The following is a 13,843-nucleotide window of genomic DNA, read 5'->3' on the forward strand; positions in this document are numbered from 1 at the left end:
TGATGTGACGCGGGCCTATGACGAAGCCACGCAGTACCCGGACCCGCGCATCTGGACAGCCGAACGCGACATCCAGATGTGGAAGTCGCTGGAAGGCTGAGCGCCCGTCCCAGGCCGCGCCGCGTGTGCGCGGTCGGCATCCATGGCAACGCCCGTGCATCGCACGGGTGACGCCCCTTTGTAGGCGCCTGCAGGAGTCCTGAGCCCATGCCCGTGAACGACCGCCAGTCCCTGGCCGTGCAGGCCGTCCTGATCGGCGCGATGGCTGTGTGGGGCCTGAACCTCACGTCCGTGAAGTGGCTGACCGCCTGGTTCGAGCCCACCATGCTGGCCTGCGTGCGCATGCTGGTGGCGTGCCTCGCGCTCACAGCCATCGTCGTGGTCAAGCACTGCGCGCGCATGCAGTTCACCGGGCGCCAGTGGGCGGCGATGGGGCTGTGCGCGGTGTTCATGGTGTATGCCAACCAGGTGCTGTTCGCCCAGGGCCTGCAGCGCTCCACGGCGACCAATGCGGCGCTGGTGATGGCCCTGAGTCCGTTGGCTTCAGCCCTGCTGGCGGCGCTGGCGTTCCGCGAGCCACTCACGCTGCAGCGCGGCTGCGGCGTGCTGCTCGGCTTTGCCGGCGTGGCGGCCGTGGTGCTCAGCCACCCGGGCTCGGGCCTGTCCAGCGCGGGCGTGGGCGACCTGCTCATCATCTGCTCGGTGGTGAGCTTTGCCGCCGGCGGTGCCATGGTGCAGCGCCTCGCGCGCCAGATCCATCCGCTCACCCTCTGCTGGATCAGCTACTGCATTGGCACTGTGCTGCTGGTGGTGCACCTGGCGCTGGGCCCCTCGGACGTGACGGTGGCCACGCTGTTCCCGGGTTGGTGGCCATGGGCGCTGGTGCTGTTCTCGGGCATTTTCGCCACGGCGCTGTGCAACGTGGTGTGGAACCAGGCCATCGCCTCTATCGGCGTGGCGCGCACCGCCGTCTTCCTCTACTGGGTGCCGGTGTTCGGCGTGCTCTTTGCCGCGCTGCTGCTGGGAGAGGCGCTTACGGTCTGGCATCTGGTGGGCTTCGTGGCCGTCATGGGCGGCACCTGGATGGGTACGCGCCGGCCCGTGCCCATGGCTCCTGCTGTGCCCTGACGGCGCCCTGCCGCAACACTTTCTCTCACCATGACCACCTCGCAACCTCCCCTGCTGTTCCAGCCCCTGACCCTGCGCGGTCTCACCCTGCGCAACCGCACCGTCATCTCGCCCATGTGCCAGCACGCAGCCGAAGGCGGACATGCCACGCCCTGGCACCTGGTGCACCTGGGCAAGTTCGCCTTGGGCGGCGCCGGCCTCATCCTGGCGGAAAGCACGGCCGTGGACCCGCGCGGGCGCATCGGCACCGCCGACCTCGGGCTGTGGAAGGACAGCCACGTTGACGCGCTCAAGTCCGTGGTCGATTTCGTGCATGCCCACGGCTGCGCCATCGGCGTGCAGCTGGCGCATGCCGGCCGCAAGTCCGGCAGCCAGCCCTTGTGGGAGGGCGGCGCCGCACTGGCCGAGGCCACCATGGCCGCCGATGCCGAGCCCTGGCAGCGCCTGGGCCCGAGCGCCCTGCCTGCCGGGCCCGGCTGGTCCGCACCTGCTGCGCTCGATGCGGCCGGCATCGAAGACATCGTGCAGCGCTTTGCAGATGCTGCGGTGCGTGCCGATCAGGCCGGCATGGACGTGGTCGAACTGCACTTCGGCCATGGCTACCTGGTGGCCAGCTTCCTGTCGCCCCATTCCAACCACCGCAGCGACGAATGGGGTGGCAGTTTGCAGGGGCGCATGCGCCTGGCCCTCACCGTCGCGCGCCGGGTGCGTGCCGTGTGGCCGGCCCACAAGCCGCTGTTCGCCCGCCTCTCGGTAGTGGACGGCAGCGGCGAGGGCGGCTGGGATGTGGAGGATTCGATCGTGCTGGCGCGTGAATTGGCGCAGTGCAGCGTCGACGTGATCGACTGCTCCTCCGGCGGACTGACCGAGGAGACTCGCGCCCTGCCCGTGCCGCGCGGCCTGGGTTTCCAGGTGCCGCTTTCTGCCCGCATCCGCGCCGAGGCCCAGGTGAAGACGCAGGCCGTGGGGATGATCGTCGATGCCGCGCAGGCCGAAGACATCCTGGACCGCGGCCAGGCCGATCTGATCGCTCTGGGCCGCGAGGCTTTGCTCGACCCCTACTGGCCCCACCATGCCGCAGCTGCCCTCGGGGCCGACCCAGGCTACGAACGCTGGCCCGTGCGCCACGGTGTCTGGCTGGCCAAGCGGGCGCCAGGCCTGGCGCGTGCGCGTGCCGATCAGGCGGACAGTACTTCCTTCACCAGTGACAACCACAAGGAGACACGATGAGCAGCAACCACATCCCCAGCCGTGTGAGGATGGGCCTCATCAGGAAGCAGCCCGACTGGAGCACCGAGCGCTTCGATGCCTACTGGCGTGACCACCACGGCACACTGGCGGCACGCGTCCCCGGCTTGCAGGCCTACTGGCAGAACCTGGTGACCGACCGCGTGCAGCGCGGCATCGACTATGCGCGCGGGCCTTGGGATTTCGATGGCTTCTCGCAGCTGTGGCTCGACGGGGAGCAGCGCGCAGAGGCTGTCTTCGGGCAAGGCAACCTGGCCGCCGAGCTGGTAGCGGACGAACAGCACTTCCTCTCGGGCCTGCATATCGTGACCACCGAGCAGACCGAGGTCATCGCCCTGCCCGCCGACCCTGCGGCCCGAGCCCGGCTGCTCAAGCGCATCTCCACCCTGCGCCGCCGCGCCGATATCTCCGAGGACGATTTCAGGCGCGAATGGCGCGTGCACGCCGACCTGGTGCGCACCATGCCCGGCGTGAGTGGCTACCGCCAGAACGTGGTGACCGAACGTGAGCGCGTGAAGGGCCAGCCCTGCGGCTATGGCGATCTGCCCATCGACGGCATTGTGGAGCTGTGGTTCGAAAGTCCAGAGGTACTGAGCGCTGCATTTGCGTCACCTGAGGGCCAGCGCACCATGGCCCATGCCAGGACCTTCCTGGCGGAGATCACGGCCTTTCTGGTGACCGAACGCCGCGTGGTCTGACGGGCCGGTCGTCACGGTGAGCGTGGGAAGGATGTGACCTCGCCATTCACCTTGTGCTCCTGGCCGCCGGGCGCGCAAGGCTGGTCGGTGTAGACCGTGCGCCCCTCCTGGACGCACTTGCGCAGCTGGGGTGCGGGCGCGGATGCATCGCCTCGCGCGCCCGCGGCAGCGCCCTGCGCGTTCTTCTTCTCCGGGGGCAGCGAGTCGTCGCCGGGCCGCATCAGCTGGCCCCACGCCTTCTCGGCCCACGGCCTGGCCTGGGGCAACCATAGGTCTGCCTTCCACCAGGCTACGGCGGCACCAGCCGCCAGCACCACCACGGCGATGGTCCAGGCGGTGCGTTCGCGGGCGCTGCGCATACTGCTGTGTCAGCCCAGGTGCTGGCCCAGGATGCCGGCCAGCTCGAACATGCCTGCACTGTCCTTGCCGAACACCGCGCGCAGCTTGTCGTCGGCGACGATGGTGCGCTTGTCCTTGGGGTCCTGCAGGTTGTTCGCCTTGATGTACTCCCACAGCTTCTTCACGGCTTCCGGCCGGGCCACCGGCTCGCTGCCGATCACGGCGGCCAGCGCAGCGCTGGGGGCGGCGCCAGCGGCGGCCTTGCGCGGTGCCTTGGCAGCGGCGGTCTTGGTGGCCGCGGCCTTCTTGGCAGGCGCCTTCTTCGCAGCGGCGGCCTTGGCCGGGGCTTTGGCCGCAGTCGTCTTGCCGGCAAAGGCACCGGCGGCTGGCTTGCGCGGCGGGAACTTGCTTGGCGCGAACTCGAAGTTCACCTTGCCTGCCTCCTTGTCCCAGGCCAGGAAGGCCTTGAACGCGCGGCGCGTGCGCATCGAGACGAACTTGTCCAGCAGGTCGGTCTTGCCCGTCTCCAGCAGCTTGTGCATCTGCTCGCGCTCCACCGGCTGCTGCAGGATGATCTTGCCGCTCTTGAAGGTGCAGCTCGGCGTGGGCTGGGCAGCGGTGGGCACGGCCTTGCTGCACACGTAGTTGGCGCCGTGCTCGTGCACGCCGGCGCCGCAGATCGGGCAGGGGCCCAGGGACGCATCGGCAAACTCCACCAGCTCGCCCGATTCCTCGGCGTTCTTGTCGTCGCCGAAGTCGAACTCGAGCTTGTAGTTGTGCGCCTCGTCGTCGTACTTGATGACGATCTCGGAGGTGAAGGGCCAGCCGGCCTTGGATCGGAACCCCTCCAGTGGCCCGATCTTCTTGTCGCGCAGCAGTGCTTCGGCCTCGGCGGTCTCGAAGGTGCGGCCCGCAGGCGACTTGCCGAAGCTGAAGCCGCAGGGTTCGGTGCCGGGCTTGCCCACGCAGGCAAAGCGGCGGTAGTTTTCCTTCACCACGCCGCCGCAGTTGGGGCAGGGCGTGGTCAGCGTGGCGTAGTCGCCTGGAATGGTGTCGCGGTCGTATTCCTTGGCCTTCTTGACCATGCGCTCGGTCATGGCGGCGATGTCGGCCATGAAGGATTCGCGGCTCAGTTGCCCCTTTTCCATCTGCGAGAGCTTGAACTCCCACTCGCCCGTGAGGTCGGCGCGGCACAGTTCCTCGACTTCCAGCCCGCGCAGCAGCGTCATGAGCTGGAAGGCCTTGGCCGTGGGGATCATCTCGCGGCCTTCGCGCAGCATGTACTTCTCGGTCAACAGGCCTTCGATGATGGCCGCTCGCGTGGCGGGCGTGCCCAGGCCCTTCTCCTGCATGGCCTCGCGCAGTTCCTCGTCGTCGATCTGCTTGCCGGCGCTCTCCATGGCGCCCAGCAGCGTGGCTTCGGAATAGCGCGCCGGGGGCTTGGTCTTGAGGCCCTTGGGGTCCACCTGCTGGGTCTGCACCGTCTCGCCGGGCTTCACGGGCACCAGGTTCTGGCCCTTGTCGCCTTCCTTGCCGCCTTCCACCTCGTCGGCCGCTTCCTTGCCGTAGATGGCCAGCCAGCCGGGGCGCACCAGCACCTTGCCTTCGGTCTTGAAGCTGTGGCCCACGGCCGTGCTGATGCGGGTCGTCACCGTGTACTCGGCGCTCGGGAAGAACACCGCCATGAAACGGCGAACCACCAGGTCATAGAGCTTCTGCTCGGCTTCCGACAGGCCGCTTGGCGCCTGCAGTGTGGGGATGATGGCAAAGTGATCGCTCACCTTGCTGTTGTCGAAGATGCGCTTGGAGGGGCGCACGTAGTTGTTGGTCAGCGCCGTGCGCGCATGCGGCGCCAGGTGGCGCATGCTGCTGTCGGCCAGCATCTCGAAGGTCTGGCGCGCCACGGGCACATAGTCCTCGGGCAGCGCGCGCGAATCGGTACGCGGGTAGGTCAGGGCCTTGTGGCGTTCGTACAGGCTTTGCGCCAGCGCCAGCGTGGTCTTGGCCGAGTAGCCGAACTTGCCGTTGGCCTCGCGCTGCAGGCTGGTCAGGTCGAACAGCAGAGGCGACGCCTGGGTCGTGGGCTTGCTCTCTTCGGTCACCGTGGCCGGCTTGCCGCGCACGGCGTCGGCAATGGCCTGGGCCTCGCGCTGCGACCAGACACGGTCGGCTCGCATTTCCACGTCCTCGTTTTTCTTCCACTTCGGGTCGAACCACTTGGCGGGGTATTCGCCGGCCTCGGCCTGGAAGGCGGCATGGATTTCCCAGTAGTCGCGGCTCACGAACTTGCGGATCTTTTCCTCGCGCTCCACCACCAGCGACAGCGTGGGCGTCTGCACCCGGCCCACGGTGGTCAGGAAAAAGCCGCCGTCGCGCGAGTTGAAGGCCGTCATGGCCCGCGTGCCGTTGATGCCCACCAGCCAATCGGCCTCGCTGCGGCTGCGCGCCGCGCTGGCCAGGCCCGCCATCTGTTGCTCGCTGCGCAGGGCGTCGAAGCCATCGCGGATCGCCTGGGGCGTCATGGACTGCAGCCAAAGCCGCTTGACGGGCTTGCCCAGGGGCTTGGCGCCACCGGCGTACTGCTCGATCAGGCGAAAGATCAGCTCCCCTTCGCGGCCCGCGTCACAGGCGTTGATGAGTTGCGTCACGTCCTTGCGCTTGGCCTGCTTGACCACCGCGTTCAGGCGCGTCTTGGTCTTGTCCACCGGCTTGAGGTCGAAGTACGGCGGGATCACCGGCAGGTGGGCAAAGCTCCACTTGCCGCGTTTCACGTCGAATTCCTCGGGCGCCTGGATCTCCACCAGGTGGCCCACGGCGCTGGTGACTACATAGCGGTCGTTCTCGAAGTGGTCATCGTGCTTGTCGAACTTGCCCGCCACGGGCGTCAGTGCGCGCACGATGTCCTGCGCCACCGAGGGTTTTTCTGCAATTACCAGGGTCTTGGTCATTTTTTGGTTTCTCGCCAGTCTGGCTGTCCGGCATCCGGCCGGTCGCTTCTACAATTCGTTGCCTCACGCGTACACGCGCACGCGCATGTGTGCATCTTCAAGTTAACAGAGTTTTTGCCATGCCCCGCACCGCATCGCCCGCAGCCCCTTCCAACCCACCGGGCCGCCGCATCCAGACGCGGCGCTCGGGCGTGCACGGCAACGGCGTGTTTGCCGTGCAGGATATTGCAGAGGGCGAAGTCCTTGTCGAGTACACGGGCGAGGTCATCGGCTGGGAGGAGGCGCAGGACCGCCACCCTCATGATCCCCTGCAGCCCAACCATACCTTCTACTTCCATGTGGATGAAGACCGCGTGATCGACGCCAAGTTCGGCGGCAACTCCTCGCGCTGGATCAACCACAGCTGCAACCCCAACTGCTACGCCGACGAGCGGGACGGCCGCATCTTCATCACCGCCCTGCGCAACATCCACGCCGGTGAGGAACTCAACTACGACTACGGCCTGATCATCGACGAACCCTACACCAAGAAGCTCAAGGCCGAGTATCCCTGCTGGTGCGGCAGCGACAACTGCCGGGGAACCCTGCTGGCGCCTAAGCGGGGCTGGCGCCCCCCGATGCCGCCCGAGCCGGCAGCGCCCCCGCGTAAAAAAAGTAACAAAAAAAGCGAGGGCGCCGCGAAGGCCTCCAAGACCGCCCGGGATCCCCGTCCATGATCGCGCTCGCCATGCACTGGCCTGCCGAAGCCCTCTGGGAAGCCGTGGCGCCCCAGTTGCCGGGCTTTTCCGTCGAGGTGCTGCCCAGCATCGACTCCACCAACACCGAACTCATGCGCCGCGCGCGCGCAGGCCTGTGCGACCCCACCCTGCTCGTGGCCGAGCAGCAGACCGCAGGGCGCGGGCGCCTGGGCCGGGTCTGGCAGAGCGACGTGGGCGCCTCGCTCATGATGTCGCTCGGCCTGCCCCTGGCACCGGCCGACTGGTCGGGCCTGTCCCTGGCCGTGGGGGTGAGCGTGGCCGAGAGCCTGCAGCCGGTGCTGCCGCCTGCCGGTGAAGGCCAGCCCCCCCGCGTCGGCCTCAAGTGGCCCAACGACCTGTGGACCACCGGCGACCGCAAGCTCGGCGGCATCCTGGTCGAAACGGCCAGCTTTGTGGCGCCGCAGGGCAGCAGTGCCATGCCGGCGGGCAGCGGCCCCCGCTACGTGGTGGTGGGCATCGGCATCAACGTGCTGCCGCGCAACGGCGATGGCATGAGCATGCCCCCGGCCAGCCTGCAGGATGTGGAACCCGGCCTGACTGCCCCCGAGGCGCTGCGGCGTATCGTGCCGGCTCTGGTGGCCATGCTGCAGTCGTTCGAAGGCTATGGCTTTTCCCCCATGCAGGCGCGCTTTGCGCAGCGCGACATCCTGCAGGGCCGTGCCGTCACCCTGAGCGACGGGCAGGCCGGCACCGCCCACGGCGTGGGCGAGGATGGTGCGCTGCTGGTGCACACGGCCAACGGGATGCAGGCCATCACGAGTTCGGAGATCAGCGTGCGGCCCAGCCCTGCGCTGCCGTCATGAAAGAGGGAGCTGCATGCTGCGCCGTCTCATCCTGATCCTGCTGCTGGCCAATGGCGGCTACTACGCTTGGTCGCACGGGCATCTGCGCGAATGGGGCTTTGCACCGGCGCAGGAGGGCGAGCCCCAGCGCATGGGCCAGCAGTTGCGCCCTGACACCTTGCAGATCCTGCGGGCCAGACCGACCAACCCCGCCCCGCCAGTTGCCGTGTCCGAGGCCACGCCACCCGCGGGCACCGCGGCCGAATGCCTGCAGGCCGGCGTGCTCGACGAACGGCAGGCCGAAGCCGTGCGCACGGCGGCAGCCGCTCTGCCCCAGGGCAGCTGGGTGCTCGAATCGACACCCACGCCGGCCCGCTGGATGGTCTACATGGGCCGTTTCGAAGACCAGGAGACCCTGGACAAGAAGCGCGCGGAGTTGCGTGCCCGCAAGGTCGACTTCGACCGCCCCGGCGGCACGCTGGAGATCGGCCTGTCACTGGGCCGTTTCACCACGGAGGACGCGGCCAAGCGCGAGCTGGCGTCACTGGGCGAAAAAGGCGTGCGCACCGCCCGGGTGATCCAGGAACGCACCGAAACCTCCGGCTTCACGCTGCGCCTGCCCGCCGTGACCGATGCGCTGCGCTCGCAACTCGACACGCTGCGCAGCGCGCTGGCCGGCAAGGCGCTGCGCAGTTGCAACTGAGCTGAGCTGCCGGCGCCTGCGGGCCATGCACGCGGTGGCGTTCGATGCCGGTCCCTTTTTTCTTTGCGAACCTGATCCCATGACCGAAGAAGCCTCTTCCATCCAATGTGGCGAGCACGGACAAGCCACGCCCACCTATGTCTGCGGGCATCTGCACCGCAACCCCGCGCAGCGCTGGTTCTGCGACGCCCCCGAGGCCGACTACCCCTTCCCCGACGCCTGGTGTGCCACTTGCAATGCAGAGCTGGTGAAGGAAGGCGGCGAGTGGAACGAGCGCAACGAGGGCTGTCTGGACCTCAAGATCCTGTGCCACCACTGCTACCAGGGCTCCATGGCCCAGAGCATCGGCGCCATGCCCGAGCCGCAGCTGCACGCCTGGGAAGACGCCGTGGTCGACGCCCACCACGCGCTGGTGCACAAGCAGCAGGCGCTCGAATCCGACCACGGCATCTCGCGCTTCGAGCGCTGGGACTACGACCAGGCGCAGGGCACGCTGACCTTCTCGCACGCGGGGGCTCCCCGGGTCGTGGCGGACATCGAGTTCATCGGCTCGGTCTCTAAGGCCAGCGGCACCTGGCTCTGGGCCTGGGCCAACTTCAGCAACCACGCCAAGGTATCGACCCGCATCCCAGCCGTGCGCGAGTGGGGCGAGGTGCACGGCTTTCTGCCGCTGACCGTACCCCGCTGGGATGCGGACGTGACGGACGGCTGGGAGCTTTCGGGCGTGGCCGCGCAGGTGCTCGGAGCGCGCGGCGTGTACCGGGCGCCCACGGACAATGGCTACCTTTTCATGGCGTTGATGTCGGTGCGGGCGGTGGGGTAGCCATGCGATGGCGCCTGTGCCATCCCAGGGCCTTCAGTCCAGCACGATGCGCGCGAAGCGGCTCACACGCCGCATCTTGTCGACTTCCTTGCGGATCTGCGCGCTGAATTCGTCGGGCAGGCTGCCGGAGCCGAAGAGCCCCTGGTCCGCCAGCTGGGTCTTGACGCTGGGTTCCTGCAGCACGGTGGCCACGGCATCGCGCCATTGCCTGGCCATGGCGGCCGGCATGCCTGCCGGCCCGACCAGGCCGAACCACGACGGGTCGTTGCTGGAAAACAGGCTCAGCTCGGCATAGGTGGGCACCGTGGGCAGCACCGCCAGCCGCTCCTTCCAGGACACGGCCAGGGCCCTCAGCCGGCCAGCCTGGATGTGCGGCAGGGAGGAGGCCACCTGGTCGAAATAGACGGGTACCTTGCCGCTCACCACGTCGGCCAGCGCCGGTGCCGCGCCCCGGTAGGGCACATGGGTCATGAAGGTGTTGGTGGTGCTCTTGAGCAGCTCGCCCCACATGTGGCCGATGGTGCCATTGCCGGGCGAGGCATAGGCCACCTTGCCCGGCTGCGCCTTCACGTAGCGGATGAACTGCGCGAAATCCCGCGCCGGCAAGTCGGGGTGCACCACCAGCACGCCGGGGGCCTTCACGATTTCGGTGATGGGCGTGAAGGCGTCGATGTTGTAGGGCAGGTGGCGGTAGACCGCAGGGTTCACGCCGTGCGTGGACAGCGTGGCGATGCCCAGGGTCAGCCCATCGGGCGCGGCGGCCGCGACCTCGGCCATGCAGGTGGCGCCGCCCGCGCCGGGGCGGTTCTCCACGGTGATGGGCCGCTGCAGCCGCTGCGACAGCGGGCCGGCGATGGCGCGTGCCGTGATGTCGGTGGCACCGCCCGCTGCAAACGGAACCAGCAGCCGCACCGGGCGCGTATCGGCCGTGGATTGGGCCCATGCGTGGCCTGCAGCCCATGCAATGGGGACGGCCCCGGTCAACAGAGTGCGTCGTTTCATCGGGGGCCTTGTGGATGGTGAAAGGCCCATTCTGGAGAGTTCGTGCCGCCGTGGATAACGACGTTTGGCACTCAGCATAGTCCTGGCGGGAATGTCCCGGTCATGCCATGCCTGGGATGGCTACTCCAACGGGATCGCCCGCGTCTCCCCGTGCCGCATCAGCCAGACACGCTCGGCCGGCACACCACGCTCGGCCAGCGCTGCGGCCAGGTCACGCGGCGGGTGGTCGAAGGCCTCCTGGGTGAGTGCAAAGGTGCCCCAGTGCACGCCCATGGCCTGGCGCGCCTGCACGTCCAGCATCAGCTGCACGGCGTCGGCCGGGTTCACGTGCATGGGCTTCATGAAGTCGCGTGGCAGGTAGGCGCCGATCGGCAGGGCCAGGAAGTCCACGGCGCCGATGCGCTGGCGGATGGTCTTGAAGTCGTCGCTGTAGCCCGTGTCGCCCGGGAACAGGAAGCGCCAGGGCCCTGCCGCACCGGGACGGCTCCATTCGAGCAGGTAGCCACCCCACAGCGAGGCATTGGTGTCGTTCAGGCTGCGGCGGCTCCAATGCTGGGCGGGGGTGAAGTGCACGCACACGCCAGGCGCCAGCTCCACGGACTCCCACCAATCGAGTTCGACGGTGTCCTCCATCCCGCGCTGCAAGAACCAGTCCTTGAGCCCCAGCGGCACGATGAAGCGCGGCGACTGTCCGGCCGCGCGCAGGCGCGCCAAGGTGGCGCTGCACAGGTGGTCGTAGTGGTTGTGCGAGACCAGCACCGCGTCGATGCGCGGCAACTGCTCGGGCGCGAGCGGCGGCGGCACACGCCGCGGGGCGCCAAAGCGCCCCAGCGGACCGGCATGGCTGGCCAGCGTGGGGTCGATCAGCACGTTCAGACCCGCCACCTGCAACAGCATGGAGACATGGCCCAGCCAGGTGACCACCGGCGCCTGGTGCCTTTGCGCCAGCAGTGCATGGTCAACGGGCTGGGTCCAGTCGCTCACGAAGCGCGCGTAGCCTCCGGCGGGCTCGGAGCGGGGCTTGAAGTCGCCGCGCAACGAGCGCCAGGCCATCTCGTACCAGGGGAAGTTGCCGATCACGACCTGAGCATCGGTGTTGCGAAAGCGGCGCGGTGGCGAAGCGGGAGAAGCAGGCATGGGGCATCCGGCAGAACGGGATTTTCATGATGCCTCAAACCGGTGTTCCCGGTAGGCGCCGCGGGCCAAGGCCCCAGGTTCAGGCGGGCGTGTGCTCGCTGGCCGCAAAGCGCACGCTGAAGCGCGCCCCTGGCGGCTGCATGCCGGGGTGGGCGTCTTCGAGCTGCACCTCGGCCCCGTGCTTGCGTGCGATCTCCAGCACGATGGGCAGGCCCAGGCCCGATCCGTCCGCATCGCTGCCCAGCGCGCGGTAGAACGGCTGGAACACCAGGTCGCGCTCGGACTCGGGCACGCCCGGGCCCGAGTCCTCCACCTGCAGCAGCAGCACGCGGCCGAAGGTGTCTGCCAGCACGCGCGCGGTGACCACGCCGGGCCTGTCGGGCGCCGACGGGGTGTAGTTGAGCGCGTTGTCCACCAGGTTGCGCACCAGCTCCTTGAGCAGCGTGGGGTTGCCGTCCACCCACACACCGGGTGAGCCGGGCTCGGCGCCGTCGTAGCCCAGGTCGATGTGCTTTTCGAGCGCGCGCGGCACCGAGTCGCGCACCACCTCGATGGCCAGGCGCGCCAGGTCGCAGGGCTGGCGCGCAAAGCCCACGCCGCTGCCCTCGGCGCGTGCCAGGGCCAGCAGCTGGTTGACGGTGTGCGTGGCGCGGATACTGGAGCGCCCGATCTGCTGCAGCGAGCGCTTGAGCTCTTCGGTGCTGGTGCCTTCGCGCTGGGCCAGATCGGCCTGCATGCGCAGGCCCGCCAGCGGTGTCTTGAGCTGGTGGGCCGCATCGGCCAGGAAGCGCTTTTGTGTGGCCAGCGAGTCGTGCAGGCGCGTCAGCAGGTCGTTCACCGAGGCGACCAGCGGCGCCACTTCCAGCGGCACGGTGCGGTCGTCCAGCGGCGAGAGGTCGTCGGGGTTGCGCGCGCGGATGCGCTGCTCCAGCTGGTTCAGCGGCTGGATGCCGCGCGCCAGCGCCAGCCAGACCAGCAGCACGGCCAGCGGCAGGATCACGAACTGCGGCAGCATCACGCCCTTGATGATCTCGGTGGCCAGCACACTGCGCTTCTCACGGGTCTCGGCCACCTGCACCAGGGCCAGGGGGGCATCCTTCAAGGGCAGGCGCACCCAGATGTAGGCCACGCGGATGTCGATGCCGCGCAGCTCGGCATCGCGCAGGCGCACCTCGCCGGGCATGGGCACCTCATCGGAGGGCGGGGCGGGCAGCTCGCGCTCACCCGAGAGGAACTCGCCGCCCACCCCCTTGACCTGGTAGTACACCACGTCGGAATCGTCGGCGCGCAGGATCTCGCTGGCGGGCTGGGGCAGGTTGAACTGCACCGTGCCCTTCTGCACGCCCACGAGCTGGGCCAGCGCATGCGCGTTGTATTCCAGCGCCCGGTCGAAGGGCTTGTTGGCCAGGCCCTGGGCCACCAGCCAGGTCAGCGCCAGGCTCACGGGCCACAGCAGCAGCAGCGGGGTGAGCATCCAGTCCAGGATCTCGCCAAACAGGGAGCGCTGCTCGCGCTGGAAGATTTTCAAGGTGGACTAGCCCGGGATCTTTTCGAGACAGTAGCCGAGGCCGCGCACCGTGGCAATGCGGATCGGGCCGCGCTCGATCTTCTTGCGCAGGCGGTGGATATACACCTCGATGGCGTTGTTGCTCACCTCCTCGCCCCACTCGCACAGGCGTTCGACCAACTGCTCCTTGCTGACCAGGCGCCCGGCGCGCTGCAGCAGCACCTCCAGCAGGCCGAGCTCTCGCGCCGACAGCTCCACCATCTTGCCGTCGATGGTGGCCACCCGGCCCGCCTGGTCGTACACCAGCGGGCCGTGCTTGATGGCGCTGCTGGTGCCACCCATGCCGCGGCGTGTGAGTGCGCGCACGCGGGCTTCGAGCTCCTGCAGGCTGAAGGGCTTGGCCATGTAGTCGTCGGCCCCGAAATCCAGGCCCTTGACGCGCTCCTCCACGCTGTCGGCCGCAGTAAGAATCAGCACCGGCAGCGCCGAGCCGCGGCTGCGCAGCTTCTTGAGCACTTCCAGCCCATGCATGCGCGGCAGGCCCAGGTCCAGGATCAGCAGGTCGAACTCGTTGTTGGTCATCAGCGCGGCATCGGCCTCGCTGCCGCTGGCCACATGGTCCACCACGGCGCCGGAGCTGCGCAAGGTGCGCAGCAGGCCATCGGCCAGCACCTGGTCGTCTTCGGCAATGAGGATGCGCATGGGGGTGTCTCCTGTTGGGGGGCCTGTCGGGCAGGTCTTGTGTCGGATTCTAGGGCGTGCCATCGGTT

Annotated in this window: 13 protein-coding genes and 1 pseudogene; 8 read left to right on the plus strand and 6 right to left on the minus strand. The window is 68.5% G+C overall.

Annotation, left to right across the window (positions count from 1 at the left end; all coding sequences use genetic code 11):
- The 4 genes and pseudogenes from QYL93_RS14625 to QYL93_RS14640 form a co-directional block, all read left to right on the plus strand.
- Positions 1-100 (plus strand): annotated as a pseudogene (locus QYL93_RS14625) (MBL fold metallo-hydrolase); the annotation flags it as partial.
- A 107-nt stretch (positions 101-207) separates the two neighbouring features.
- Complete coding sequence (locus QYL93_RS14630; RefSeq protein ID WP_305744321.1) at positions 208-1,128, plus strand: DMT family transporter; 921 nt, start codon at positions 208-210, stop codon at positions 1,126-1,128.
- A 30-nt stretch (positions 1,129-1,158) separates the two neighbouring features.
- Positions 1,159-2,358: an NADH:flavin oxidoreductase/NADH oxidase gene (locus QYL93_RS14635; protein WP_305744322.1), complete on the plus strand. Its 1,200-nt coding sequence runs from the start codon at positions 1,159-1,161 to the stop codon at positions 2,356-2,358.
- Positions 2,355-3,074 (plus strand): EthD domain-containing protein, encoded by a 720-nt coding sequence (locus tag QYL93_RS14640; protein ID WP_305744323.1) that lies wholly within the window; start codon positions 2,355-2,357, stop codon positions 3,072-3,074. Before QYL93_RS14635 ends, QYL93_RS14640 begins: the two co-directional genes overlap by 4 nt.
- Positions 3,075-3,085: 11 nt before the next feature.
- Here QYL93_RS14640 and QYL93_RS14645 read toward each other — a convergent pair whose 3' ends face one another.
- Positions 3,086-3,433 carry a DUF4124 domain-containing protein gene (locus QYL93_RS14645; protein ID WP_305744324.1) on the minus strand — a complete coding sequence of 116 codons (348 nt, stop codon included), beginning with the start codon at positions 3,431-3,433 and terminating at the stop codon, positions 3,086-3,088.
- Positions 3,434-3,442: 9 nt separating this feature from the next.
- On the minus strand, positions 3,443-6,361 hold the full coding sequence (locus QYL93_RS14650; protein ID WP_305744325.1) for a DNA topoisomerase III: 2,919 nt from the start codon (positions 6,359-6,361) through the stop codon (positions 3,443-3,445).
- A gap of 119 nt (positions 6,362-6,480) precedes the next feature.
- Between QYL93_RS14650 and QYL93_RS14655 the strand changes: the two genes are divergently transcribed.
- The 4 genes from QYL93_RS14655 to QYL93_RS14670 all read left to right on the plus strand — a co-directional run bounded on the left by QYL93_RS14655 (position 6,481) and on the right by QYL93_RS14670 (position 9,427).
- Positions 6,481-7,077 (plus strand): SET domain-containing protein, encoded by a 597-nt coding sequence (locus QYL93_RS14655; protein ID WP_305744326.1) that lies wholly within the window; start codon positions 6,481-6,483, stop codon positions 7,075-7,077.
- Entirely contained in the window at positions 7,074-7,922 is an 849-nt protein-coding gene (locus tag QYL93_RS14660; RefSeq protein WP_305744327.1) for a biotin--[acetyl-CoA-carboxylase] ligase, read from the plus strand. Before QYL93_RS14655 ends, QYL93_RS14660 begins: the two co-directional genes overlap by 4 nt.
- A 13-nt stretch (positions 7,923-7,935) precedes the next feature.
- Complete coding sequence (locus QYL93_RS14665; protein WP_305744328.1) at positions 7,936-8,604, plus strand: SPOR domain-containing protein; 669 nt, start codon at positions 7,936-7,938, stop codon at positions 8,602-8,604.
- Positions 8,605-8,683: 79 nt separating this feature from the next.
- Entirely contained in the window at positions 8,684-9,427 is a 744-nt protein-coding gene (locus QYL93_RS14670) for a DUF6882 domain-containing protein (protein WP_305744329.1), read from the plus strand.
- A gap of 33 nt (positions 9,428-9,460) precedes the next feature.
- Here the strand turns inward: QYL93_RS14670 and QYL93_RS14675 are convergent, their stop codons facing one another.
- The 4 genes from QYL93_RS14675 to QYL93_RS14690 form a co-directional block, all read right to left on the minus strand.
- The gene (locus QYL93_RS14675) at positions 9,461-10,429 is read right to left on the minus strand and encodes a tripartite tricarboxylate transporter substrate binding protein BugE (RefSeq protein ID WP_305744330.1); all 969 of its coding nucleotides are present in this window, start codon (positions 10,427-10,429) and stop codon (positions 9,461-9,463) included.
- A 120-nt stretch (positions 10,430-10,549) separates the two neighbouring features.
- Positions 10,550-11,566 (minus strand): MBL fold metallo-hydrolase, encoded by a 1,017-nt coding sequence (locus QYL93_RS14680; RefSeq protein ID WP_305744331.1) that lies wholly within the window; start codon positions 11,564-11,566, stop codon positions 10,550-10,552.
- A 79-nt stretch (positions 11,567-11,645) separates the two neighbouring features.
- Positions 11,646-13,094, minus strand: coding sequence for a sensor histidine kinase (locus QYL93_RS14685; protein WP_305744332.1), 1,449 nt, complete (start codon positions 13,092-13,094; stop codon positions 11,646-11,648).
- 6 nt (positions 13,095-13,100) lie between these two features.
- Complete coding sequence (locus tag QYL93_RS14690) at positions 13,101-13,775, minus strand: response regulator transcription factor (RefSeq protein ID WP_305744333.1); 675 nt, start codon at positions 13,773-13,775, stop codon at positions 13,101-13,103.
- Positions 13,776-13,843 lie beyond the last annotated feature (68 nt).

This window comes from Acidovorax sp. A1169, from assembly GCF_030704685.1.
Lineage (GTDB): Bacteria > Pseudomonadota > Gammaproteobacteria > Burkholderiales > Burkholderiaceae_C > Acidovorax.

Excerpts from the sequence above, each read along its gene's own strand:
- QYL93_RS14630 (WP_305744321.1), top strand. The coding sequence starts at position 208 with ATGCCCGTGAACGACCGCCAGTCCCTGGCCGTGCAGGCCGTCCTGATC.
- QYL93_RS14635 (WP_305744322.1), top strand. The coding sequence starts at position 1,159 with ATGACCACCTCGCAACCTCCCCTGCTGTTCCAGCCCCTGACCCTGCGC.
- QYL93_RS14640 (WP_305744323.1), top strand. The coding sequence starts at position 2,355 with ATGAGCAGCAACCACATCCCCAGCCGTGTGAGGATGGGCCTCATCAGG.
- QYL93_RS14645 (WP_305744324.1), bottom strand. The coding sequence starts at position 3,433 with ATGCGCAGCGCCCGCGAACGCACCGCCTGGACCATCGCCGTGGTGGTG.
- QYL93_RS14650 (WP_305744325.1), bottom strand. The coding sequence starts at position 6,361 with ATGACCAAGACCCTGGTAATTGCAGAAAAACCCTCGGTGGCGCAGGAC.
- QYL93_RS14655 (WP_305744326.1), top strand. The coding sequence starts at position 6,481 with ATGCCCCGCACCGCATCGCCCGCAGCCCCTTCCAACCCACCGGGCCGC.
- QYL93_RS14660 (WP_305744327.1), top strand. The coding sequence starts at position 7,074 with ATGATCGCGCTCGCCATGCACTGGCCTGCCGAAGCCCTCTGGGAAGCC.
- QYL93_RS14665 (WP_305744328.1), top strand. The coding sequence starts at position 7,936 with ATGCTGCGCCGTCTCATCCTGATCCTGCTGCTGGCCAATGGCGGCTAC.
- QYL93_RS14670 (WP_305744329.1), top strand. The coding sequence starts at position 8,684 with ATGACCGAAGAAGCCTCTTCCATCCAATGTGGCGAGCACGGACAAGCC.
- QYL93_RS14675 (WP_305744330.1), bottom strand. The coding sequence starts at position 10,429 with ATGAAACGACGCACTCTGTTGACCGGGGCCGTCCCCATTGCATGGGCT.
- QYL93_RS14680 (WP_305744331.1), bottom strand. The coding sequence starts at position 11,566 with ATGCCTGCTTCTCCCGCTTCGCCACCGCGCCGCTTTCGCAACACCGAT.
- QYL93_RS14690 (WP_305744333.1), bottom strand. The coding sequence starts at position 13,775 with ATGCGCATCCTCATTGCCGAAGACGACCAGGTGCTGGCCGATGGCCTG.